17 protein-coding genes and 4 pseudogenes are annotated in these 24,061 nt (G+C 55.6%); 9 read left to right on the top strand and 12 right to left on the bottom strand.

From position 1 onward, the window contains the following. Positions 1 to 119: 119 nt before the first annotated feature. From DJ75_RS10415 to uraD, 6 genes are all read right to left on the bottom strand, one after another. Positions 120 to 1,511: an NCS2 family permease gene (locus DJ75_RS10415; protein ID WP_094524401.1), complete on the bottom strand. Its 1,392-nt coding sequence runs from the start codon at positions 1,509 to 1,511 to the stop codon at positions 120 to 122. 150 nt (positions 1,512 to 1,661) lie between these two features. Next, on the bottom strand, positions 1,662 to 2,996 hold the full coding sequence (locus DJ75_RS10410) for a 5'-deoxyadenosine deaminase (RefSeq protein ID WP_094524400.1): 1,335 nt from the start codon (positions 2,994 to 2,996) through the stop codon (positions 1,662 to 1,664). Between the two features lie 200 nt (positions 2,997 to 3,196). Continuing rightward, positions 3,197 to 4,567, bottom strand: a complete 1,371-nt coding sequence (locus DJ75_RS10405) for a uracil-xanthine permease family protein (protein ID WP_094524399.1) — start codon at positions 4,565 to 4,567, stop codon at positions 3,197 to 3,199. A 261-nt stretch (positions 4,568 to 4,828) separates the two neighbouring features. Further along, positions 4,829 to 5,176 carry a hydroxyisourate hydrolase gene (uraH, locus tag DJ75_RS10400; RefSeq protein WP_094524398.1) on the bottom strand — a complete coding sequence of 116 codons (348 nt, stop codon included), beginning with the start codon at positions 5,174 to 5,176 and terminating at the stop codon, positions 4,829 to 4,831. After that, positions 5,173 to 6,108, bottom strand: coding sequence for a factor-independent urate hydroxylase (gene pucL, locus DJ75_RS10395; RefSeq protein ID WP_094524516.1), 936 nt, complete (start codon positions 6,106 to 6,108; stop codon positions 5,173 to 5,175). The genes uraH and pucL overlap by 4 nt, the downstream gene beginning before the upstream one ends. 213 nt (positions 6,109 to 6,321) lie before the next feature. Further along, the gene (gene uraD, locus DJ75_RS10390) at positions 6,322 to 6,825 is read right to left on the bottom strand and encodes a 2-oxo-4-hydroxy-4-carboxy-5-ureidoimidazoline decarboxylase (protein WP_094524397.1); all 504 of its coding nucleotides are present in this window, start codon (positions 6,823 to 6,825) and stop codon (positions 6,322 to 6,324) included. Between the two features lie 222 nt (positions 6,826 to 7,047). Between uraD and DJ75_RS10385 the strand changes: the two genes are divergently transcribed. From DJ75_RS10385 to DJ75_RS10375, 3 genes are all read left to right on the top strand, one after another. Then, positions 7,048 to 8,418 (top strand): dihydroorotase family protein, encoded by a 1,371-nt coding sequence (locus DJ75_RS10385; protein ID WP_094524396.1) that lies wholly within the window; start codon positions 7,048 to 7,050, stop codon positions 8,416 to 8,418. Positions 8,419 to 8,462: 44 nt separating this feature from the next. Next, the gene (locus DJ75_RS10380) at positions 8,463 to 8,879 is read left to right on the top strand and encodes a DUF3830 family protein (RefSeq protein WP_094524395.1); all 417 of its coding nucleotides are present in this window, start codon (positions 8,463 to 8,465) and stop codon (positions 8,877 to 8,879) included. A 126-nt stretch (positions 8,880 to 9,005) separates the two neighbouring features. After that, positions 9,006 to 10,268: a Zn-dependent hydrolase gene (locus DJ75_RS10375; RefSeq protein ID WP_094524515.1), complete on the top strand. Its 1,263-nt coding sequence runs from the start codon at positions 9,006 to 9,008 to the stop codon at positions 10,266 to 10,268. 71 nt (positions 10,269 to 10,339) lie between these two features. Here the strand turns inward: DJ75_RS10375 and DJ75_RS10370 are convergent. Beyond that, positions 10,340 to 11,142 (bottom strand): annotated as a pseudogene (locus DJ75_RS10370) (IclR family transcriptional regulator). Positions 11,143 to 11,429: 287 nt separating this feature from the next. Then, a pseudogene (locus tag DJ75_RS19400) lies at positions 11,430 to 11,987 on the bottom strand (M20/M25/M40 family metallo-hydrolase); the annotation flags it as partial. A gap of 796 nt (positions 11,988 to 12,783) precedes the next feature. On the opposite strand from DJ75_RS19400, the gene DJ75_RS10355 reads away from it, so the two are divergent. The 4 genes and pseudogenes from DJ75_RS10355 to DJ75_RS10340 form a co-directional block, all read left to right on the top strand. Further along, positions 12,784 to 14,115: a glycerate kinase gene (locus DJ75_RS10355; protein WP_094524392.1), complete on the top strand. Its 1,332-nt coding sequence runs from the start codon at positions 12,784 to 12,786 to the stop codon at positions 14,113 to 14,115. A gap of 413 nt (positions 14,116 to 14,528) precedes the next feature. Further along, positions 14,529 to 15,596: an isocitrate/isopropylmalate dehydrogenase family protein gene (locus DJ75_RS10350; protein ID WP_094524391.1), complete on the top strand. Its 1,068-nt coding sequence runs from the start codon at positions 14,529 to 14,531 to the stop codon at positions 15,594 to 15,596. Positions 15,597 to 15,759: 163 nt separating this feature from the next. Then, positions 15,760 to 15,867, top strand: a pseudogene (locus DJ75_RS10345) (IS6 family transposase); the annotation flags it as partial. Further along, positions 15,864 to 16,109: pseudogene (locus tag DJ75_RS10340) on the top strand (hydroxyisourate hydrolase); the annotation flags it as partial. The pseudogenes DJ75_RS10345 and DJ75_RS10340, both read left to right, overlap by 4 nt. Positions 16,110 to 16,280: 171 nt before the next feature. On the opposite strand, the gene ddh reads toward DJ75_RS10340, so the two are convergent. Beyond that, complete coding sequence (gene ddh, locus DJ75_RS10335) at positions 16,281 to 17,219, bottom strand: D-2-hydroxyacid dehydrogenase (RefSeq protein WP_094524389.1); 939 nt, start codon at positions 17,217 to 17,219, stop codon at positions 16,281 to 16,283. A gap of 165 nt (positions 17,220 to 17,384) precedes the next feature. Here ddh and DJ75_RS10330 point away from each other — a divergent pair, with 165 nt between their 5' ends. Then, positions 17,385 to 18,995 (top strand): thiamine pyrophosphate-requiring protein, encoded by a 1,611-nt coding sequence (locus DJ75_RS10330; RefSeq protein WP_094524388.1) that lies wholly within the window; start codon positions 17,385 to 17,387, stop codon positions 18,993 to 18,995. A gap of 272 nt (positions 18,996 to 19,267) precedes the next feature. Here the strand turns inward: DJ75_RS10330 and DJ75_RS19395 are convergent, their stop codons facing one another. Beyond that, positions 19,268 to 19,444: a DUF3830 family protein gene (locus DJ75_RS19395; RefSeq protein WP_094524387.1), complete on the bottom strand. Its 177-nt coding sequence runs from the start codon at positions 19,442 to 19,444 to the stop codon at positions 19,268 to 19,270. A gap of 762 nt (positions 19,445 to 20,206) precedes the next feature. Next, the gene (locus tag DJ75_RS10320) at positions 20,207 to 21,019 is read right to left on the bottom strand and encodes an IclR family transcriptional regulator (RefSeq protein WP_094524514.1); all 813 of its coding nucleotides are present in this window, start codon (positions 21,017 to 21,019) and stop codon (positions 20,207 to 20,209) included. A gap of 334 nt (positions 21,020 to 21,353) precedes the next feature. Between DJ75_RS10320 and DJ75_RS10315 the strand changes: the two genes are divergently transcribed. Continuing rightward, positions 21,354 to 23,297, top strand: coding sequence for an archaea-specific SMC-related protein (locus tag DJ75_RS10315; RefSeq protein ID WP_094524386.1), 1,944 nt, complete (start codon positions 21,354 to 21,356; stop codon positions 23,295 to 23,297). 17 nt (positions 23,298 to 23,314) lie between these two features. On the opposite strand, the gene rdfA is transcribed toward DJ75_RS10315, so the two are convergent. Then, positions 23,315 to 23,944: a rod-determining factor RdfA gene (gene rdfA / locus DJ75_RS10310; RefSeq protein WP_094524385.1), complete on the bottom strand. Its 630-nt coding sequence runs from the start codon at positions 23,942 to 23,944 to the stop codon at positions 23,315 to 23,317. Positions 23,945 to 24,061: the final 117 nt, after the last annotated feature.

Genomic DNA, 24,061 nt, shown 5'->3' with positions numbered 1-24,061 from the left:
AGACATCCGACGGAGTTTCCCAGTACAGCGCATCGAGAGCCAAAGATGTGTACTCAACCGGAAAAAGCGGTCTGTAATTCCGAGATGTCGACGATCAAACGCTGGGCGGAGGCCGCGTGTCAGCTCATTACACCGCCGGTGGTGACGTAGAAGTAGAGGACAAACGCCGCCGCCAGTATCCATTGCCCCACGTGGATAGAACGGTAGTCGCCCCGTGCAGTCTTGACGATGGGATAGCTGATGATCCCCGCGGCGATCCCGTTCGCGATCGAGGCCGTCAACGGCATCATGATGATGGTTAGACCGGCCGGGATGAGCCAATCAACCGTGTCCCACTGGATGTCGGTGACCCCCTGAAGCATGATGAGGCCGACGAGGATGAGCCCGATATATGACGCGTACGTTGGGATCGCGGCGACCACCGGGACGGCGACGAGTGACACGACGAACAACAGCGCGACCACGAGGGCAGTGAGCCCGGTCCGACCGCCCTCTTCGACGCCGGTAGAGCTCTCGACGTAGGTTGTCACCGTTGTCGTACCGATGATCGCACCGAAGGTGGTTGCGATGGCATCAGCCATCAACGGCCGTTCCATGTTGGGGAGATTCCCGTCCTCGTCGAGAAAGTCGCCGAACTGCGAGACCCCGATCAGCGTGCCGGCGGTGTCGAAGAAATCGACGAAAAAGAACGTGAACACGACTATGACGAAGGAAATCGGCTCGATGTTCTGGAAGCCGTCGAGGAACGCCCCGACCAGCGGTGTGATGTCGTACTGGATCGGAGGAACGCTCTCTGGCGTGAGGATACCACCGTCGACAACACCGGCGAAGGTCAGTCCCCATCCGGCGGCCGCCGTCGTCAGGATGCCGAGGATTATCGAGCCGGTGACCCCCTTGGCGTAGAAGAAAACTGTGAACCCGATCCCGGCGAGTGCGAGTAGGGCGACCGGGTCGGACGCGACGTTGCCGAGCGAAACGAGCGTTGCGTCGTCCGCAACGGCGATGTTGGTCTCGATAAGGCCCAGCAATAGCAGGAACAGGCCGATACCGGCACCGATAGCGAACTTCACTGGTTCGGGGAAGAATTCAATGATGTATCGTCTCGCACCGACCGACGACATCGCGATGAAGATGAGACCCTCGACGAACACCGCGGCCAGTGCGGTCTGCCACGGAATCCCGAGCGCGATTACGACGGTGAATGCGAAGTACGCGTTCAACCCCATCCCGGGTGCGAGCCCGAACGGCAGGTTCGCGTACAGCGCCATTACGGTGGTACCGACGGCGGCGGCCAGAATCGTCGTGATAGCGAGCATCTGGAACACTTGGCCGTCGGAATACCCCTCGATGGAGATCGCCGCAGACAGGATGGCGGGGTTCACGACGATGATGTACGACATCGTCAGGAACGTCGTGAGCCCGGCGACGAGTTCCGTTTTCACATCGGTGTCATGTTTTTCGAACTCGAAGAACGACGCTAGGCGTGACCGGTTCTTGCTAGTGTCTGTCATCCATGAACCCGTTATCTACCAGACTTAAATAAATGTGGGGCCACATGATTACTGCCAGCGGCCCAGATCACTCTGAAACAGGGCTGTAGGGACATATGAACTGCGTGTTCGTCCCTGAGGTGATGGAGGGCGCGCGCCATGCGCGCTGACTCAGGGTTTCTGTTTCCGAGCGGACTCACGCGCCTCCTCTAGGTCCATATCGAGGCCTATCTCCGATGCTTCCCGACGGACTGACTCGGCGTCGATGGCGGTCACTACTCCGTCATCCTGCAGGACAGTACCGTCTACCATCGTGAACTGAACGTCGTCGCCGTGAGCGGCGAACACCAGATGCGAGAGCACATCGTGCAGTGGCGTCGCCCGCGTGAGATCCGTACTGAGACCAATGATATCAGCTCGCCATCCCTCCCGAATCGCGCCAAGTTCATCGAACCCGGCGGCTTTCGCACCGTTGATCGTCGCCATCTCGAATATCTCGCTCGCCGGGGTCGAGGTCGGATCCAGCCGATCAACCTTCTGGAGGAGGCTGGCCTGACGCATCTCCGTGAACGCGTCGAGCGTGTTGTTACATGGAGGACCGTCGTTGCCGAGGGCGACGTTGATGCCGCGGTCGAGATAGTCCCATATCGGAGCGATGCCGCTGGCGAGTTTCATATTCGAAGACGGACAGTGCGTGACGTGCGTCCCCGTTTCGGCGAGTACCTCGCGCTCGCTTTCGTCAGTCCACACACAGTGGGCCAACACGACATCCTCGCCGGTGAGCCCGACCTCGTCGAGCCAGTGGATGTTTCGCATCCCGGTATCATTTTTCACGGTCTCGATTTCGTTTCGGTTCTCACTGGCGTGGGTGTGGATACGGACCCCGTCGTACGCGTCGGCCAGTTCGCGAGCGCCGCGGAGGCACTCTTCGGTACAGGAAACCGCGAATCGAGGTGTCACGGCGTACCGAATGCGGTCATCGAACGAGCCGTGGTACTCCTGAATGAGCCGCTCGGATTCGTCAAGGGCCTCCTGTGTATCCTCAAGGAGATCGTCGGGCGAGCGCTGATCCATCATCACCTTGCCGAGGACGCCACGGATACCGATCTCACCTGCAGCATCGAAAGCCTCCTCCGCGTGGGCGACCGAGAGGTGATCCACACAGGTTGTCGTCCCGCTTTCGATCATCTCTAGATATCCCAGTTTTGCCGCGATCTCCATCTCTCTGGCCGAAAGTGTGGCCTCCATAGGGAGGATGTAGTCGAACAGCCAGTCCAGTAGTTCGGTATCGTCGGCAATTCCCCGCCCAAGGCTCTGAACGGAGTGGATGTGTCCGCCGACGAGTCCCGGTAGCAGGACGTCGTAGGATTGGTGTTCGTGGTCGGCATATTGTGGCACGATCTCGGATCGTTCGCCCACCGCCTCGATCCGTGACCCCGAGACGACAACCGCTCCGTCTTGGAGTACCGTGTTCGTGTCTGCGACCACTGTTCCGGTCAATAACATACATATACCGTAATCAGTCGCAGGACAAAAAATTTCCCCTGCGGGCGGTGCGGGCGGAGTGGTACCCCGGGTGACCTGCCACGGACCGGCGCGGTTCACTCGTGTCGGTGCTCACGGATCACTCGACGGGGCCTTCCAGCGCGGTGGAGACGAGCGGAACTCGGCACAGGGAAACATACTTGCTCGACCTCCGTCGGACCTCAATCGTCGTCGACTGGTTCGGAGATCGGCGGGACCGTGTCGGCCCGATCGAACAGCGGACTGGATTCGCCGGGGACGAACGTGTTCAGCGCGAGCGCCACCAGGCCGGTGACGATGACCGGTTCGCCGAAGAACGTTTGTGTACCCGATGGCAGTCCCGAGAGCGCATTCGGCACCGTCGCGACGCCGAGCCCGAGTCCGAGCGCCGTAGCGATGATGACCATGTTTCGACGATTCATCTCGATGTTCAGGAACAACAGCCGCATGCCGCTGGCGGCCACCATGCCGACCATAATGAGCACGGCACCGCCGAAGACGGCGGAGGGGATGGTCGTCACGATGGCTCCGATCTTCGGGACGAGTCCGAGCACGATCAGAATCCCACCGCCGATCCCGACGATGTGACGGCTCATCACGCCGGTGAAGTTGATGATGCCGACGTTCTGGGAGAACGATGTCTGCGGGAAGGACCCGAAGACCGCTCCGAGGGCACTGATGAACCCGTCGGCGAAGATTCCGCCTCGGAATTCCTCTGTGGTGGGGTTGCGTCCCTCGGCGGCGGTGATCCCGGACATGTCGCCGATTGTTTCCATACCCGAGACGAGAAACAGGAACGCGAAGGTCAAAAGCGGGACCAACTCGAAACTGAATCCGAACCGGCCGAGAGTGGGGACCGCGATCCACGCCGCTTCGTAGAAGGGCGTGAAGTCCACGACGCCGAACATGATCGCGACGACGTAGCCGGCGCTGATTCCGATGATGACACTCAGCATTCGCCAGACTCCCTTCAAGAGCAGATTGAAGAGAACCGAGATCGTCAAGACCAGTCCTGCAAGCCCGAGGTTCTGCATCGAGCCGAAGTCTTCGGCACCGACCCCGCCAGCGGCGTACTGGATACCGACCGGAACGAGGTACAGACCGATGATGATGACGATGAGTCCCGTGACAAGCGGCGGGAAGAACGACTGGAGTCGTTTGAACTGCCAGCCCAACAGGAACGGAACGACGACTGCCGCGGCCACGATCGAGCCGAACACGACGTCGAGGCCCGAACTCGCGCCGATCGATGACATCGCACCGACGAAGGCGAAACTTGTTCCCATCACGATCGGAAGTTTCGCGCCGACTGGACCCACGGCGTATGCTTGGACGACGGTCGCCACTCCCGCAAAGAGGATCACCATCTGAACCAAAAACGTCGTGTCTGCGGAGCTCAATCCCGCGGCTCCCGCGACGATGAACGCGACTGCAGTCGACGGGACAATCATGACCGATACGTGTTGTAGCGCGAGCAGGAACGATTTCGACAACGGTGGCTTCTCTTCCAGACCGTATGCGAGATCGATTCCTTCGTCTGTGTTTCCAGGCATGTTCCGACATACCAATGAGACTTCTAATAATTAAAATCTTCTATTGATCTACTATATTTCATCCAAGATATCACGGAATATGCTGGTTCGCACATCTATCGGGCGGATAGCGTTCGCTGTATGAGGTTCCGACGAAGCGCCGTTCGAGAACGGGTCGGGAACAGTCACCTCCGAACGGACACGGTCAGCCATCGAATCGCTCCGCGGGGGATGTCGTGTCAACGGGACCGGCGTCTGGACGGCGACGGTTGTACTCGTAGCTCAGCTCCCACGGTACGTCGTGTAACTCCCAGGAGATAGGAGCAATGGCACGTGGTAGTGCTCGCTCGGATCGTCGATCAGGAACCGCACCGGAACCTCGTCGAGAAACGTAGATTCCGTGGGACCCTCGCGGTAATACGTCCCCACGTCGAAGACGAGCTCGAACGTTCCGGCCTCGATCTCCTCGGCGTCGAGTAACGGCTCGTCGACTCGGCCATCGTGGTTCGTCACCGCTGACACGATCTGCTCGCGGTCTCCCTCTTCGAGTCGATACAGCGTCACTTCCACGCCCTCCGCCGGTCCTTCGCGATTTGTATCGAGTACGTGCGTGGTCAGTCCTGCGCTCATACGTTGCCCCCTTCGTCGAGGTCGCTGTGATCCATCGAGAACCGCTGGAATCCGGTCGGCCGAGGCGGTTCTCGAAGCACTTTCGCGTCACCCTCTAGGTCGTCATTCCGCACGCCTAGCCACGTCTGATTCCTGGATTCGAAATTCACTTCGGCCAGCTGCGGGAACCGTTCGAGGATTCGGAGTCCGATCTGATAGACGAGGTCTTGGATCGAGTTGACGTCTTTCTCATCGAAGACCACCTGTGCGATATCTCGCACCTGCTCGGCAGGCACGTACTCTTTTGGATCGTCACCTAGCGCCGCCTTGGGGTCGTCGTACGTCCAGAAGATGTCGAGTCCGATATACAGCGTCCGATTCTCTCGTTCCGGAAGTGTGGTGTACTCGTCCTGAACGTAGCCGACGAAAGAGTTGTCTTTCACCTTCACGAGTTCGATATCGGTGACACCGCTTCGCTGATTCTCGATGACGATGTCGCCGTCCTCCCGCTTGAGGTAGTACTCGCCGTACGCCGACTCGTTGTCGGAAACGCGGAAGACCAGTTCGCTCGGTTCGAAGCCGCCCTCGCCGTCTGGAACGGGTCGTTGGTCGAACTGGAGTTCATCGGCAGACATGCGGACTCCCTCCATCTGATCGTAGGTGTTGAGGAACTCCGAGCCGACGTAATGGAGAAAGCCCTCGACGGTCGCACCGTCGTACTCGCCAGCGTGGTGCAAGATGAAGTTCTTCATCGTGTCCGTTGCCACCACCTTCGTGTTGTCGCCGTCTCGGAACGAGGGGAGGAACTCCTCGCCCTCGACCTGCGCACGCACCTCCATCCCGAGGAGCGTGTTCGGCTTGCCAGTGAATGTCGACTCGGGAATCTCGCGGAGCCCCGTCAGTGGGGTTGCGTACGTCCGGTAGACGTTAACATGTTTTTTCCCGTAGTTCATCGTTCGGTCGTCGGTGTCTTGTGGTGTGTTTATCATGGGCCGTCAGTGGTATCGTCGTCGGTCATCCCTGCTGCGTGCAGCGATCGCTGTGCTCCGGGCTACAAAATCTGGCTTTACGTAGTGCGCTTGTCACCGTCTACCAACGAAGTTCATACGCATAGGTAAACCATTTTTGGTCGCTCGTTGTCATTTTCACCAGGAGGGCACCCGCCGCTACGGTTCCAGTATTTCGTCGAGTCGCAGGCGCGCAATGGTGTGTACCTCATCGATGGCGGTCCGGAACTCCTCGGGTCGTGCGTGTTCGACCCGCTCTTCCATCGCGGCCCTGATCGCGTCGGGCGATTCGTCTCGTACGGCCATGATGAACGGGAAGCCGAAGCTGTCCTGATACCGGTCATTCAGTCGCTGGAAGGCCTCATACTGCTCCGGAGTCAACTGATCGAGTCCGGCGGAGGCCTGCTCTTCGACGGAGGCGTCTGTCATCTCGGTCTGCTCGCCGAGGTCCGGATGTGCCCGCAGGAGTTCGAGCTGCCGATCGCGATCGGCAGCCTCGACGACGCGCTTCATCGTCTCGTGAAGGTCGTCGACCGACTCGAAGGGTCGGTCGGACCAAGCCCGTTCGGCCACCCAGGGGGAATGTTCGTACACGCCGCCCAAGAGGTCGACAAACCTCTCTCTATCCGATCGGTTCACGTCCGTGATCGTTCGTTTGCTCATCGTCCTCGCTGGTCAGACCGCCCGTCACTTAAATTCTCGTTCGCACTCACAGTCGGCCCGGAGCTGAGGCGGCGACAACGGAACAACCCTTAAGAACAGGTATCGAGTATTCCAGGGTATGGTTAGCACGGTGAACGGAGCGAGACGATACAACTTCGCGGTGACTCTCGAATGTTGTGGATGGAACGCGGTCGATGTCCAAAGTCAGGGTGGACACCGGTGGTGAGTATTGACACCGTCGTCACCGGCGGGACCGTCGTTACCGCCGAGGCGATGTTCGAGGGGGCGGTCGCCATCGACGACGGTACGATCGTAGGCGTAGGCAACGAAGATGCGTTTCCGGACGCGGAAGACCGGATCGACGCGGACGGGAACCTCGTCCTTCCAGGCGTGGTCGACCCACATACCCATCTCGCAGGCTACAACTCAATCGACTCCTACGAGACCGGAACGGCGGCCGCTGCAGTCGGCGGCGTCACCAGTCTTCTGACCTTCGCCTGGCAGGGATGGGACGACGGAGAATGGGACGACCGGGGGACGCTGACCGGAGCCGTCGAACGGCATCGCGATGGCGCGGCACCACTCATCGACTGTGGGGTCCATCCGGTCATCACACAAGAATCTCCCGCGGTGTTCGAGGAACTGGCGACGCTCGTCGACGACGGCATCACGTCGTTCAAACTCTTCACCACAGACGACATCCGACTGTCGAACGGATTCATCGGAGAGGTGTTCCGGCGGCTCGCCGACATCGGTGCCGTCGGGATGGTTCACACCGAAGAGTACTCCGTCTGCGAGCATCGGACGGACGCGGTGAAAAGCGAACCCGGCGGTGAATCACCATCGGCGTATCCGCGGTCCCGCCCGGACTACGCGGAAGCGATGTCGGCCGGCTCCGTCGCCCGACTCGCCGTCGCGGCCGACGCAAAGTATTACGGCGTCCACACCACGTCGGCGGCGGCGGCGGACGCGATCGCGGAGGTGCAGACTGACGGTTCGAACGTCAGGGCGGAGACGTGTACGCACTATACCACGCTCACGGAGGAAACGTACGAACGACTCGGGAACCGGGCGATCATGTCTCCTCCCCTCCGGTCGTCTCAGGATATGGATACCATTTTCGACCGACTCGGCGACGGGACACTTTCGGTCGTCTCGACCGACCACGTTCCGCTGCCTCGCGAACGGAAAGAGGGCGGGCCGTGGTGGGAAAGCGCCTTCGGGATCAACAGTCTCCAGACGAGCCTCCCCGTGTTCCACGACGTGGCCGTCAACGAACGTGGCCTCTCGTATCCGAATCTTGTCCGACTCATGTGCCGCAATCCGGCACAGACGTTCGGCTTACCGCGGAAGGGGCGGATCGAACCCGGTGCCGACGCCGATATCGTCATCTTCGATCCGGATGAGACGTACACCATCACGGCGGAGCGGAACCACTCGAATGCGGACTACTCTGTGTACGAAGGCCGGACGGTGACAGGTCGAGTGAAACAGAGCTTCGTGCGAGGGACGCTCGTCGCCGACGACGGCGATATCGTCGCGAACCCCGGCCACGGGACCTTCTTGCGGCGTGAGGTGCCGGACTGGGGGTAAGTGGCGACGGAACTTTTATTTCGCGTACTGTCGTTGAAGTCGACGTGACACAACTAGAATTCGATGTCGATGGCCGTGTGTTCACAGCCGACTTGCTCGAGGATGAGGCACCTCGATCGGTCGAAGCACTCCGGGAATTCCTCCCGCTCGAATCGGAACTGATGCACGTCCGCTGGAGCGGACACGCGACGTGGATCAATATCGACGAAATCGAACTCCCGGAGATTCCACGCGAGAACCACACAGTCTACCCGTCTCGAGGCGATATCCTGCTTTATCCAGGGTACCGGAACGAACAGGAAATTCTCATTCCCTGTGGCCCGACGTGTTTCAAGAGCCCCGCAGGAGAGCTCGCCGGCAACCACATCGCATGCCTTGACGCATCCCGAGAGGAACTCCGTGAGATCGAAGAAGAGACGCTACAGACCGGCGCGAAGGACATCGTCGTCAGAGAGCGATAGGCCGATGGCCGCTCAGATTCGCTATGGTCCAGACGCCGAGAGCGGCGCGTATCGGCCTGCAGGAGCACTGATATACTGGTATATTAAGCTTAGAGCATTCTTAAGAGGTGATAGAGCATGGGCAGCATGAAATCGGAACAACACTGTGTAAGCGAGGAGCGTCTCCGCGAGGATATCACAGCCAACGCGGAGTTTGGTGCCATTCAGACAGAGTTGGGGCAGGGACGAACCGTCCTAACCGGCACGGACGCGAACCGGCAGGCACGGGAGTATCTGGTCGATCGATTCGACGACGCCGGTCTCGACGTTCGTGTCGACGCCGTCGGTAATATCACCGGTCGGTGGGTACCCGAAGAGGCCGATCCGGCGGCTCGGTCGGTGGCGTGTGGGAGTCACCTCGATTCCGTGCCCGAAGGGGGCATCTTCGATGGAGTTCTCGGCGTCTACAGCGGATTGGAGGCCGTGCGAGCACTGCAGGCAGCCGACGTTGAGATCAACCGACCGATCGAAATCGTCTGTTTCACCGAGGAAGAGGGTGCGCGGTTCTCCAACGGCGTCCTCGGCTCGTCGGTCGCGAGCGGGAAGCGGAGCGTCGAAGAGGCCCTTGCACTCGAAGACGACGCAGGCGTGAGTCTCGAAGCGGCGCTTTCCGACATCGGCTTCCGAGGCACCGGCCGCATTGACGCGAGCACGTGGGATTCGTGGCTCGAACTCCACGTTGAACAGGGGGAGCGTCTTCAAGAGGCGGACGCGGCCGTCGGCATCGTCTCGGTGATAACGGGCACCATCCGATGTGAAGTCGAAATCGAAGGTGAGGCGAACCACTCCGGATCGACGGCGATGGCCGAACGGACGGACGCGCTGACCGCCGCGAGCGAACTCGTCCTTGAGGTGGAACATGTGACGAACGACGTCGCCGCCGAGGAGGGTGACACCGTCGTCGGGACGGTCGGGAGTCTCGACGTCTGGCCCAACGCCATCAACGTCGTCCCGGGGCGCGCGGAACTGGGAATCGATGTCCGCGACGTCGAGTACGAGAATATGGAACGAATCATCAAACGCGTCCAAAACCATCTCTCGACGCTCGAAAGCGACCGCAGCGTCGAGACGATGCTCGAACGACCATACGACATCGCGCCGAGCACGATGAGCGAGCGGTGTACGTCCGCGCTTCGAGACGCGGCGGCTGTAGCTGATGCGGATTCCCTGTGCATGCACTCCGGTGCAGGCCACGACACGATGCACATCGCGAGTGTCACGGACACGGGACTGCTGTTCGCACCGTCCCGCGGCGGGTTCTCGCATAGCCCCCGCGAATGGACGGACTGGAGCAGTTGTGCGACGGCTACGAGGGTGTTGACGGCCGGATTGGGGGAGCTGGCGCGCTAATGAGATTCGATAGTGAGCGACGACGGTGTTTGACCTATGAAAACGAACGTAGCCGGTGAATATTCAGGCAGTTAGGCTTTCGAACCGGTGCCGTGGGTCGCCATATTGATGTTCACCTCAATGACGTTGGCCGCGCGTTGGACCTGCTCGGGTAGGTCCCCGTTGAACGGCGTTCCTTTCAGTCGACTGGTCGGGCCAGCGATGCTCGACGAGCCAAGGACGGTTTCCTCGTGGTCAATAACCGGCGCTCCGACAGCACGAAGACCCTCCACCTCCTCTTCATCGTTGTACGCGTGGCCCCGTTCGCGGATCGTCGCCAGTTCGTCGTGTAGTGTCTCCAGGTCGGTGATGGTGTTTGCCGTCCGTTCCTGGAGCCCGTGCTGTTCGAGGATCTCGTCACGGGGTCTTCGGGAAGAAAGGCTAGAATTGCCTCTCCCGTCGCCATACAGTGGAGTTGGTCTGGTTGGTGGAGTTTGTCCGTCTGGTAGCCGCTCCCGACGGCGTCGCTCCCGCAGACCTTGTACAAGTTGATCCCTTTGCCGTGCTGTTCGGTGAAGAGGTTCGCATACTCGCCGGTCATCTCTGCGAGCTCATCAACTTCCTCCTTGCCGTAGCGGTACAAGATGTTGCGGTTTCGGACGTACTCGCCGGACAGAAGGAATTGCAGACCGATTTCGTACTGATCGTCGTTCTTGACGATACACTCCTTCTCCCGAAGCGTCGCCAAGTAGTGGTATGTCGAACTCTTCGACATCCCGACCTGAGCAGCCAGTTCGGTGACACCCGCACCGTCGAGTGTTTCGAGTGCTTTGATTATTTGAGCGGTTCGCTCAACCGTTTTCAACGTACGCGGTGATTCTTTTTTTTGTTCAATTCTATCGTCATGTTCTGACACAGTACATTCTACCACTTAATCGTTCACATACTCCAAACGTAGACTGTAGTAGATTCTGTGTATCAGCGGGTTATTGGAAGAAAGATCACTCGAAAACTCAAGTTTTGGTGGAAGAATGTTTGCTTGTTTAATTATTATCTCTACCGCCTGAGATCGATACGTCGGGGCGTTTTTGATATGGAAACAAATGAAACCCATACGCGAAGAAAAATAACAGAGATAACATGCAGTTCGAGCCAGGAGTCCAACTTACTCGCATCCAGTCACTCACTGCCTCGAAATCCAATGTCCTCGAGCGGGGATTCGAGCGTGACTCCTTCGACGTCTTCGAGTGTGAGTGCCGCTTCAACAGTCCAATGTTGCTTACGACGGAGGATCCGAGCACGCCGTTCGAGAATCTCGCTCCCTCTTCTGCGGTGAAACAGACAACCTAGATCGGCCGGTCAAATTCGATGCCGGACTCCTGAAGCGCCCGTACGGCTTCGAGCCCGCTGTAGACGCCGAGCACCCCATCGGAGATACCCCCTTCGGGAACGGAGTCGATATGGCTCTCACAGGCGACTGCTGGTGCTGTCGGATCGGCGCTCTCGGGCACCCAGCGGCCGACGATATTGCCCACTTGCGTCAACGCGGACGTCAAGCCCTGCCGCCTCCAGGCGGTCGATGAAATACTCCCGCGCTTGTCTGTTTGCTTCCGTTCCCGTGAGTACAGTTCGACCGTGTCCTTGGTCAGTTACAACCTCTCCGAATTTCCCGGTTTCCGTGATATCGTCTCGGAGTCGGTCTTCGCTGACGCGCTGATGCGCTCCTTTCGCTTTACTCATAACCCATTCCCCTATTAAACGGGCTTTAGTTTGAATATATCGGAGACGATGACCCGGACGATGCGCAAATAACAGCAATCTCGCTCAACAGCATCAGATCGTACTGATTCGATGAGAAGACGTTATGCTGATCCCCTCCCTGCTCAGGATTTTCATATGGTGGGCTTTCGGCAGAACGGGATATAGGTATAATTCAGAAAGTTCACCAGCTCGTACCTAAATTTCTGTTCGTATTTATCGAATATTCGTGCTGTTTCTCGCTATACCCCTTGATTGGCCCAGGGTACTGGATTATCTCTGCGTTCAACAGGTGCTTGATCGGTTGTTGAACATAGAACACATGTGTATATAACAAGACTAGGTTTGTTATCTAGTAACGTCTTCTATATTTGATCCCGTTCTCTATTTTCGCATATTACGAACGAGCAGAGTTTTTGAAAGGGTGACGGTGAGACAGTAGCTGCCGAAGCAGACCGCGAGGAGGTACAAGTACAAATTACAGATGAAACTTCCCATAATACATCAGATGGGGGCAGAGAATTATCAAGAATACATTAGTTCGAATCCGTTACCTGAACGACGAACCCGTCGTGACTACGTTCGTTCTCCAGCGTAAACGGCCGGTGATAGTCGGGCTCGTACCACTCGTTTATTGCTTGGTGAATTTTCGATCGCCGCCACGAACACATCCATAGGAATGTTTACATGCGTCTATTTGTCACCGTCAAGTTACCATCACTTCCAGCCAGTCTACACCGAGGGATAGTATTTTACAGACACACAAGGGACTCCGAATGTGATCCAGAACAGAAAACAACTCGCAGTAACGCCTGCTCACAAGGTAGTCCTAGACTGTCTTGCAGCCGGGATCGAAGCAAGCCAACCGAAGAACGCCGTCGCAAACACGGTCTCCAAGGAAGACTCTAATCTTATCGTCGGCGACACCACAGTTGATCTCACTCAGTTCGAGGAAGTTGTCGTCCTCGGCGGCGGCAAAGCGGCCGCACAGTCGGCAAAGGCATTAGAAACAATCCTCGAAAACACGATATCGGGAGGCGTAGTCGTCACAAACGACCCACGAGAAACCAAACAAGTCGATGTGATTGAGGGATCTCATCCGGTTCCCAACGAAAGTGGCAAGGCGGGTGCAAAGGCGATATTATCGAGAGCGCAAAAGGCCGATGAAGGCACGCTCATTTTATTCCCACTCTCGGGTGGCGGTAGCTCTCTGCTTCCGCTCCCGGTTTCGGATGTGATGCTAACTGACCTGCAGCAGGTGACTAAGAAACTTTTGACCAGCGGTGCGACTATCACCGAGATAAATACGGTTAGAAAACATATATCCCAGATCAAAGGGGGACAATTCGCCATGGCGGCGGCTCCGGCAACAGTGATCGGGCTCGTTCTCAGTGACGTAGCTGGGAACAATTTAGGTACGATTGCAAGCGGCCCAATCGTGGGAGATAACACTACATACCAAGATGCAATATCGGTGTTGGAGTCATACGATATCGAACCACCGAATACAATTAAGACCCATCTCAGGCATGGTGCCGATAGAAAATTCGAAGAGACACCACAGTCAAATCATCACTGCTTCGATAGTGTGTCGACACACATTCTCGCAGACGCGTCGACTGCAATCGACGCTGCAATCGATGAAATCACACATACACCGTTCACACCGTTCGTGCTCTCTACAAGCATCGAAGGCGAAGCCTGTGAGATCGGGAGGGTTCACAGTGCAATCGGAAACGAGATAATTCGGTCCGGTCGACCGATCGAGCCGCCCGCTGTCTTAATATCCGGTGGTGAAGCAACAGTGACGGTCCGAGGCGGTGGACTCGGCGGGCCAAATCAAGAGTTTGTTCTTGAGAGTCTACTTCAAGCAAGTTCAGAAGAGATGGTCGTTGCCAGCGTGGATACAGACGGAGAAGACGGTGCGACAGATGCGGCAGGTGCGCTTGGCACCTCGACGATTGTATCCAATAAGGATATCGCGAGGCAGTCCCTAGACCAGAACGACACGTATCCGTATTTCTCGAGACGAGATGCGCTAGTTTACACCGGACAAACAGGAACTAACGTCAACGACTTGCGAATCATTGCAATACCCGATCCAAAATAAGCATACCCACGTTAACCCATGTGAGGAGACCTATAATGCAGGGAATTATCCAGATAACGAGCCCCACTGTCCATTTATCCTCAAATACTCTAGAAATTGAGGCAGTTAATCCCGCCGCAAGGACTGCACCGCTAATTGCTGATTCACACTCTTTCATCTACCCCCATCGCTTGGGTATCTACTAGCTGAGGAGCAACAGAAGATAGATCTATTATCCATCGAATTCAGAGACGGACATCTACAACTGACTCATAATCAACACCAAGAAATATTGAGTAAGTGGACTAAATGTCGAACACGTCGAGACCAGTCTTGGGGTCGTTGGCTACTGAGTAGTCCACTAATCAATAAACATTTATATAATATTTCTTATCAAAGGAAATATTTAAACAGCCCTGTTGAAATGTTATTTTATGGGCACGTACGATATTGCAGTGATCCCAGGGGATGGTATCGGTCCTGCAGTGACTGATGCAGCGTTAGATGTTCTCAACGCAACGGCCGAAAAGTACGGATTCGAACTCAATCAAACAGAGTACGATTGGAGCACTGAACGGTACCTCGAGACGGGTTCGATGATGCCAAACGACGGGCTCGATCAAATAGAGTCTGCAGACTCTATTTTTCTCGGAGCTGTGGGTCATCCAGATGTTCCCGATCATATCACGTTGAACGGTCTTTTACTGCCGATCCGGAAAGGGTTTGACCAGTACATCTGTAAACGGCCAAACACGCTTTTCGAGGGGATCGATAGTCCTCTAAAAGGATACGAAGCAGGTGAGATTGACCTCGTCGTGTATCGTGAAAATACAGAAGGGGAGTACGCGGACGTCGGTGGACGGGAACATCAAGGCTTCAGTAACGAAATTGCTGTTCAATCGGGTGTATTCACGCGCAAGGGAACCGAACGGATCGTCCGAAGTGCGTTTGAGGCGGCGACCGAGCGGAACGGACACCTAACGAGCATCACAAAGTCCAACGCACAGGCGTACTCAATGGTGTTCTGGGATGATATTGTCGATGAAGTGAGTACAGAGTATCCCGAAGTTGACGTGGAGAGTATCCTCGTGGATCGAGCGTCGATGGATCTTGTTCGCCGACCTGAAGAGTTCGATGTTGTCGTCGCGTCGAATCTCTTCGGAGATATTTCGACAGACATCGCGGCGATCACGACTGGAAGCCTTGGACTTGCCCCGTCTGGCAACATCAATCCGAACAACGAGTATCCAGATATGTTCGAGCCTGTCCACGGAAGCGCACCAGATATCGTAGGGCAAGGCATCGCAAACCCACTTGCAGCTATACTCACGGGCGCGATGATGTTCGAATACTTGGGTGACGGTGAGATAGCGGCTGCCGAAACATTACGCAAGGAGGTACAAGCACAAATCGCCGACGAAACTGCCCCACATACACCGGATCTGGGCGGAGAATCGTCAACAGTTGACGTCACTGAAGATTTGCTCTCTCGTGTCTTGTAATTTACTTGAGTGTTTTAGAGGGTGCTACATAGATAACCATGAACAATTGTTCCACCAGGGGTGTCAACCTTAGCGTACAGTAATTTGACGGTAATATGAGTTTGACGGGTACTGTCTAGTTGAAGTGGTTTCAGAAGTGAGCAGATCGTAGTGAGTGGTGCTCATGACACTCGCAGACCTGCTCAAACAGACGGTAGACGTGGATTGTGAAGACGTTTGGGAGAACGAGCGCACTCCGACACCGGTCAGGATGTTCGGGGTGCGGATGAACCAGAAACAATCAGTCAGGGGATAACAAACGACGATGGTTGACTGGATGAGCCTCTCCTGACCGACGAAGAAATGGAAGAAGGGACCTATCAGCTGCTGTTCGATGTCAGTAGCTACTACGAGAGAGCAGAGTCCACCGACACAAGCTTTCTTGATACGGTTCCTGTGCGGTTCAAGACCTCTGATCCCGAGGAGCACCACCACGTTCCGCTCCTCTGCTCTCCCGGCGGGTACACGACCTAACGTTGGAGCTAGCGATGAGTATTTTTTGGACTTCTGTCGTCGTTTCCTGTTAACAGATTGTTTCTTCTACTAGTGCCGACTACCTGATATTGGACCGGCAATATCGACAAAACCCGTCGCCGACAAAGACGATAGTTCGTATCCGTTGCCTGAGCAACGACCCCGTCGTGACTACGCTACCCGATTCCGCAGGTCTTCGTCCGCCAGGTAGTAATCGATATTTTCTTTCACCAGATTCGCAATATCGACGTGATACCGGTTCGTCGCCGACCCCTTGTGCGGTGAGATCATCACCTCGTCGAAGTCCCACAGAGGGGATTCTTCTGGAAGCGGTTCAGTTTCAAAAACATCCAGTCCGGCTCCCGAGATCTCGCCACGTTCGAGTGCGTCGACGAGTGCGGCCTCATCCACAAGGGGACCGCGAGCGACGTTAATCAAGTACGCGTCATCTCGCATCTGCGCGAGTGCCGACTCGTCAATCATGTGCTCAGTAGACGGCGTGTGTGGCACCGTAAGCGCGACGAACCGTGCGTCCGCTATCGCATCATTCAAGTCATCGGGCTGGAATACCTTCGAGACCCCCGGAACGGGATCGGTCGAGCGACGTATTCCGATCACATCCATCCCCAGCGCGTCGGCACGCTTCGCGATACCCCTCCCAATCGTTCCCAGTCCGACGACGCAGATCCGTTCGTTCTCCAGCGTAAACGGCCGGTGATAGTCGGGCTCGTACCACTCGTTTGCCGCTTGATGATCGCGGTACACGTGAAGGTTTCTAGCCAACGACAGCATGAATCCCAAGGCGACTTCGCTCACGGTTGTCTCGTGGATCCCAGTACTATTCGTGAGCGGTACGCCAGTAGACCGATATCGCTCTGTATCGAATTCGTCGTATCCGGCGCGGATACAGTGAACCCACCCAGCATCCAGAAACTCATCGTGTGGTACGTAGGTCGCGACCGCATCCATTTCTGTGATAGGTTCCTGATCTCCTATAAGCTCGACGTCGAGTGGTCCATCTTCGAGCGCCGCCACGAACGCTTCCTTGGGAATCACGTTTTCGACCGATTCGTGTACACACAGCCGATCCAAGTCTGTAGACTCCGGCATACTAAGTTATCGAACGATGCCGATAATAAACCTTGGTGTCATGAGAAATATTTGACCTCCAGAGGAGCGGCGAATCCGCCTCAATCAGAATATACGATCATTATGATTATTTTTAAATGATTCCGTACTTTTATGACACATGAGAATCGATGAGTAATAGACGGTATGAATGTAACAGAGGCAATAGCCGATATATTAGCCCAAGAGGAGGTCAAGCACCTGATCGGATTCCCTAGTAATCCACTGTTTGACGATAACGCTGCGGAGGAAGCCGGAATTCGTCCGATTGTGGTCCGTCAAGAGCGCACAGGCGCGCACATGCTGGATGGTATCGCCCGCATCACATCCGGCAATCAGGTGGGAGCGTTCGCTTGCCAGCACGGTCCTGGGACCGAGAACTCGGTCGGTGGCATCGCACAGGCGTACGCGGAGTCAGCTCCGATCGTCGCGATCCCCGCGGGGTACTCGCGGGCCAAGACGAATACCGATCCCAAGTTCAGCTCGCTCATAAACTACCAGCACGTTACCAAAACCGCCGAGCAGTTGACCGATCCGGACTCCGTCAGTGAGATGTTCCGTCGCGCGTTCCAATCGGCGCGGAACGGCCGTCAACGACCGGCACTCGTCGAGGTCCCCAAAGACGTATTCAGTGAAGAGATCGGCGACGTCGAGTATGCATCAACCTCGTCAACTCGATCTGCTCCTGATCCGGAGGCAATCCCGGAGATCGTCGACGTACTCCTAGAGGCCGATAATCCCGTCATCAACGCCGGCCAGGGTGTCCACTATGCGGAGGCGTGGGACCCGCTGCAGGAACTCGCTGAGCTGCTCGAAGCGCCCGTTGCGACCACGTTGAACGGGAAAAGCGCCTTCCCTGAAGATCACCCGCTTTCCCTCGGTGCCGGGAGTAAAAGTGAACCACGGGCACTGAATCACTTCCTCGAGAAGTCGGACGTCATCTTCGGAATTGGCTGCAGCTTCACGAAGACAGCGTACGGAATTACCGTGCCCGATGGCAAGACGCTGATCCACTCAACCCTTGATGCGGGTGACATCGACAAAGATGTCGAATCTGACTACGGTCTTGTCGGTGACGCTAAGCTGACGCTCGAAGCTCTTGTTGACGAGGTTCAAGACCGGCTCAACGGCGACTCGCGTGGCCGATTCGATACCGTTGCCAACGAGATCGCCGAGGTCGAAGCAGAATGGCGTGAGGGTTGGGAAGCCACGTTGACCTCAGACGAAGTGCCGATCAATCCCTACCGGGTCGTGTACGAGCTCGATCGGGTCCTCGATAAAGACGAAATCATCGCCACAGCCGACGCCGGGAATGCTCGCGACTTTATGGCGCCCTTCTTTGAGGTGACCGAACCACTATCGTACGTCGGATGGGGTAAGACGACTCAGTTAGGGTACGGTCTCGGGCTGATGATGGGTGCGAAGCTCGCACGGCCAGACAAGACATGCGTTCACGTGATGGGCGACGGTGCCATCGGTATGACCGGAATGGACTTTGAGACGGCCGTTCGAGAGGACATTCCGGTTCTCGAGATCGTCTTAAACAACTTTGAGATGGCGAGCTACGATACGCCTTTCTCGGGCCATTATGCTGACTTTGCGGAATCGATGGGCGGGTACGGTGAACGGATCGAAGACCCCGACAATATTGCAGACGCGATTCGACGTGGCGTCCAGAAAAATAAAGAAGGGACACCGGTGCTACTGGAGTTCCTTACGTCCAAAGAGACCGCGTTATCCCGTCCTGATCTCGAATAACAGCTCATCCACCGGTACGACTGGTGGCGCCAACATACCCGCTGGACTAGCTTTATTCTCGTTGATTGAGGCCTTCCACGATCACACGTTCCAATTCGGACGAACCCGATCGGTGTATTGACTGTATCCCAGTTCGGCGGTTACATCCATCCCGAGTGGTTTGCCTCTCTCTCAATCCCGACTGCACATCGGATGGTCCACGTATTCGTCGAGACGACACCGACGGCCGCACTAGTGTTCACACTGTTCTATGTGGAGTTTGAGTACGAGTCTCACGTGCTCGAGTTGAGGCTTGCGACCCGGTAGCCGGCTATTTTACCTGCGGGCTCTCGAAGCAGATCGGGCCGTAGGTGATAAGTACCTCTTTCGTTCCGATAGATCGGATAGTGGAGGGTGTCGCCACGCGCGGGATAGACTGTGTGGTTCTCGCGAGGAATCTCCGGAAGCATGAGTTCCGATACGAGCGGCAGGAACTCTTAGAGTACCTCGACCGAGCGAGGGCTTCATTTTCGAGTAGATCGGAGATAAACACTTGGACATCGATGTCGGACTCTATCTGCGTCACGGGTCCGACGGTGACCCAATGAAGAATGAAAAAGCTGCGTCCACCTTGAGCACGGCGAGTCTCTCAATCGACGTACGCCGGTGGTGTCAGTCTCTTTTGGTGGGTTGAGTGCTCCGCGAGCTGGTCGTTCGGATAACGTGGCGGTTGAAGTTCACCTTCGAGAGCACAGAGTACGCGACGAACGCAGTCGGCAGCCTAATCACCCACGATAGATCGAAGATCGGGAGGCTGACCAAGACGCCGACCACCATACTGAGGAGGCGCGTTGCGGAGCATCCGCCGACAAACCAGAACTCGAGTCGTCAGTGTCGTCGTACTGCGCCTCGACGTCGATAACGGCGATAAACGCCTGTCACACGGTGAAACGGGAGATCTTCGTCTCGAGACAAGCCCCAAAACACTCGACCTGCTCCGCCTGTGAAGTATCGATCTTCGACTATCGTTACTATATCACAAATGAGGATAACGTAGTTATCGGCACTATCGGGGGAAAATACGGTTGAGACGGGCTTCTACTGCGGCAATCACTATCTTATCGTGGTTCGTATAATACAAACGCAGTCAACGTAACAAGATACGTGCCACGTGGAGGCCCCTTGCGATACAGAAACCGGTTCAGCGGAGTTTCCGCCGAAAACGAAGTCTATCACTCTAACGACTCATTCTCGTGAGTCGCCATGTTCAGGTTCACTTCGACCACGTTCGCTGCGCTCTGGACCTTCTCTGGAAGTTGGTCTTTGAATTGCTCCCCTTTCAGACGGCTCGTCGGTCCGGCGACACTCAACGAACCCAAGACGTTCTCATTACGGTCGATGACGGGTGCACCGACGGCACGCAGACCCTCAACTTCTTCCTCGTCGTTGTGTGCATATCCTTGCTGACGAACAGTATCGAGTTCGGCGAAGAGTTCGTCGCGATCGGTGATCGTGTTGGTGGTCTGTTTCGGAAGCCCGTGTTGGTCGAGGATTTTGTCGACGCGCTCGCGGGGAAGATATGCTAGGATTGCTTTTCCTGTTGCCGTACAGTGGAGATAGTCCGGGCGCTGAAGCTTGTCGGTCTGATACCCGCTTCCGACAGCGTCACTGCCGCTCACTTTGTACAGATTGATGCCCATCCCATGTTCCTCGGTGAAGAGATTCGCGTACTCACCGGTCGACTCCGCGAGGTCCTCGACCTCGTCTTTTCCGTATCTGTACAGTCGATTTCGATTCCTGACGTACTCGCCAGCGAGGAGGAACTGCAAACTGAGTTCGTACTGCTCACCATTCTTGACGACTAGGTCTTCCTGACGGAGGGTCGCCAAGTAATGATACGCGGAGCTTTTTGAAATTCTGAGATGAGTCGCCAACTCGGTCACTCCCGCACCGTCCAGTGTTTCGAGCGCCTCGATGATCTGAGCTGTACGCTCTACTGTTTTTAGTGTCCGCGGCGACTCCGATTGGTTTGGATCGACAGTCATGTTCTCACAAACCATTCGAATTTACTTAATCGTTTGGCTATATCAAACGGATAGACACTAGCCGAATATCTCTATCTGAATATACGAAGGAATTATTCCATTATATATGGATGGGACAGTACAACTATTCAATAAAAAATATATTCTGCCCTGATATCTGAAATAAATTCAAAATAATAAATTAATCACTTTGGAATAATAGTCATAGTGCCTTATCTACATCGCATTAGAATAACAATACTAATTTTGTTATGAGGTTTTGAGATGCTCGATCCTGAAGGTGGAAGTGAGTCAATGCCACAACTCTTTTATTATAAAGATTCTATACAAGGATATGAACCGGGCAAATATACTCGATCAAGCCGCCAAACTTGAGGTAGAAAATATGGGGGGTATCGACAAAGCATCTGTAGACTTTTCTCCCGGGATCACGGTATTGGAGGGAAGAAACGCGACGAATCGAACGTCGCTACTCCGGTCTATCATGGCAGTTATGGGAAGCGATAATGCGTCCCTGAAAGCAGACGCGGATGAAGGACGAGTTGCGCTCGACGTTGATGAGGAAACCTATGTGCGAACGTTCACTCGCACAAATGGCTCCGTCACGGCTGGAGGCAACCCCTATCTTGATGAGCCAGAGCTTGCCGACCTGTTCGCATTTCTCTTGGAAACCAACGAAGCCCGTCGATCCGTCATCAGCGGTGCCGATCTTCACGAGCTCATCATGCGACCAGTCGATACCGAATCGATCCAATCAGAAATCCAACAGCTCGAACGGGAACGGTCGCAGATCGACGATGAACTCGATGAACTCAACGAGCTGAAGGGTGAAATGCCAAAGTTGGAAGAGGACCGGAGCCAGCTCAAAGACGAGATCGAAGCGAAAAAAGAGGAACTAGTAGCAAAGGAAGAAGAGATTGAGACCCTCGATGCCGACGTCGACGAAACGCGGGAAGAGAAACAAGAACTCGAGGCCTGCCTCGACGAACTCCGCGAGAAACGCGCCGAATTAGATCGGGTTCGATCCGACATCGAAGTCGAACAAGAGAGCATTGAAGCACTGACAACCGAACGGAGAGACCTCGAGTCGGAGCTCGATGAGCTTCCCGACACACCGATGGGGGAGCATGACGAGCTCAAAAACGAAATTTCCAGACTTCGAGACCGGAAAGAGAGTCTCGAAAGCGAGGTGAGCAACCTCCAGAACGTGATTCAGTTCAATGAAGAACGGCTGGAAGAGAGCGAAGGAACTGTCACCTCCGTTCTGAGCGCTCAAGAGACTGACAGCACAGTGACGGATGCACTTGTCGACGACATGGTTGTCTGTTGGACCTGTGGATCCGAAGTCGAAGAGGAGAATATCACACAGACGCTTGATCAACTTCGGGATATCCGTCAAGAGAAACTGGAAACGGTCCGGGACCTCGAATCGGAATTGTCTCAGCTGAAAGGCAAACAGCAGGAATATCGGGAACAACAGCAGCGAAGAGAGTCGATTGAGAGAAAACTCACTGGCATCGAGAGTGAAATCGTGGAACGCGAAGAGCGATTGGATGACTTGCGAGACGAGCGAGAACATCTCAACGAGGGAGTCGAGGATCTTGAATCGGAGATCGAAACGTTAGAATCTGCAGACTTCAGTGAAATTCTGGATCTTCACAAGGAGGCAAATCAGTTGGAATTCGATCTCGAACGGCTTGAATCTGAGCTGGAGGATGTGACGGAACAGATCGGCTCTATCGAAGAGCGCCTTGCTGAGGAGACACGGTTGAATTCGCAGCGAGAAGAGATCAGTACTGAACTGACGGATCTCCGGACGCGAATCGATCAGATCGAAGAGAACGCTGTCGAGCAATTCAACGAGCATATGGATGCAGTCCTCGAGACTCTCGGCTATGAGAACATCGAGCGCATCTGGATCGAAAGAGTCGAGCGCGAGGTACGAGACGGACGAAGAAAGGTGGAAAAAACTCAGTTCGAACTACACGTCGTCCGGAGTACCGACACCGGAGCGGCGTACGAGGACACCGTCGATCATCTTAGCGAAAGCGAACGAGAAGTCACTGGACTGGTGTTTGCTCTTGCGGGCTATCTCGTTCACGAGGTGTACGAACGGGTTCCGTTCATGATTCTGGACTCCTTGGAGGCCATCGATTCACAGCGAATCGCATCGCTGATCAATTATATGGCCGACTATCCGGAGTTCTTGGTTGTCGCTCTGCTCCCCGAAGACGCACAGGCTCTCGACGACGATTATACCCTCATCACTGAAATATAGGACCCGGCCAGAAGCGGCTATGTTCCGTCCTCGCAATCACAACCGCCACGTTCCAGCAGGTCAATAACGCTGTACTGTTCGCCACAGTCCTCGCAGAGAACGTCAACATCGATAAACAAGCGAAACTCGCCGAGCGTGATTCGCTCTGTTGATCGGAGTCGATCCAAGCTGCCCTCGGTGAGTGACCGTAGGCGGGACTGGAGACGTCGGATGGAATCAAGAACGCTCTCCACTTGCTCGCTGTCGGAGGGGGATTCGTAGGAAGCATTCCGATATTTAGTGAGGTACGACCGAATTGCCTGATACGAGACGAAATCGCGTTCGAGTTGCTTGACATCGACGCCATCCCGTTCAAGACGATTTCGAGCCTCGGTTCGCATACCACTACTCACGTCATCAGCGGTGAGGAGACGATAAAGATTGGAGATTTCTCCGTCTACTGTAGAAATTCCTGCAGAGGCCATCGCACTTTCGAGCAATCGCTGATTGAAGAGATCTGCAAGATCTCGGAGACTCTTACGTTGTTGGTCCTCGGCAGTCCAGAGCCGTTCAAGTTTATCGCCGAGAGATTCAGCGAGATGATATTCAGCGATCAGTCTCGCAACCTTATTCGACTTTCTTGATTGTCCACTGGTTTCTTCCGGCATATTCCCAAATAGCGGTGGCAACATATATAATAGCGGTGCTGTTCAATCGAGTACCCTCACGGTCTCCTCTGGGGAATATTGATACCAGCCGATGCGATAAAACTGAGATCATACAGT

This window comes from Halorubrum sp. Eb13, assembly GCF_002252895.1.
Taxonomy (GTDB): Archaea; Halobacteriota; Halobacteria; order Halobacteriales; family Haloferacaceae; genus Halorubrum.
Note: the sequence above shows the minus strand (reverse complement) of the source record. Positions and strands in the feature narration are given on the sequence as shown.

Coding starts and splice junctions, on each gene's coding strand:
- DJ75_RS10410 (WP_094524400.1), bottom strand. CDS start 2,996: ATGTTATTGACCGGAACAGTGGTCGCAGACACGAACACGGTACTCCAA.
- pucL (WP_094524516.1), bottom strand. CDS start 6,108: ATGAACTACGGGAAAAAACATGTTAACGTCTACCGGACGTACGCAACC.
- ddh (WP_094524389.1), bottom strand. CDS start 17,219: ATGCCGGAGTCTACAGACTTGGATCGGCTGTGTGTACACGAATCGGTC.
- DJ75_RS10415 (WP_094524401.1), bottom strand. CDS start 1,511: ATGACAGACACTAGCAAGAACCGGTCACGCCTAGCGTCGTTCTTCGAG.
- DJ75_RS10350 (WP_094524391.1), top strand. CDS start 14,529: ATGGGCACGTACGATATTGCAGTGATCCCAGGGGATGGTATCGGTCCT.
- DJ75_RS10315 (WP_094524386.1), top strand. CDS start 21,354: ATGAACCGGGCAAATATACTCGATCAAGCCGCCAAACTTGAGGTAGAA.
- DJ75_RS10320 (WP_094524514.1), bottom strand. CDS start 21,019: ATGACTGTCGATCCAAACCAATCGGAGTCGCCGCGGACACTAAAAACA.
- DJ75_RS10330 (WP_094524388.1), top strand. CDS start 17,385: ATGAATGTAACAGAGGCAATAGCCGATATATTAGCCCAAGAGGAGGTC.
- DJ75_RS19395 (WP_094524387.1), bottom strand. CDS start 19,444: ATGCTTCCGGAGATTCCTCGCGAGAACCACACAGTCTATCCCGCGCGT.
- uraH (WP_094524398.1), bottom strand. CDS start 5,176: ATGAGCGCAGGACTGACCACGCACGTACTCGATACAAATCGCGAAGGA.
- DJ75_RS10375 (WP_094524515.1), top strand. CDS start 9,006: ATGAAATCGGAACAACACTGTGTAAGCGAGGAGCGTCTCCGCGAGGAT.
- rdfA (WP_094524385.1), bottom strand. CDS start 23,944: ATGCCGGAAGAAACCAGTGGACAATCAAGAAAGTCGAATAAGGTTGCG.
- uraD (WP_094524397.1), bottom strand. CDS start 6,825: ATGAGCAAACGAACGATCACGGACGTGAACCGATCGGATAGAGAGAGG.
- DJ75_RS10405 (WP_094524399.1), bottom strand. CDS start 4,567: ATGCCTGGAAACACAGACGAAGGAATCGATCTCGCATACGGTCTGGAA.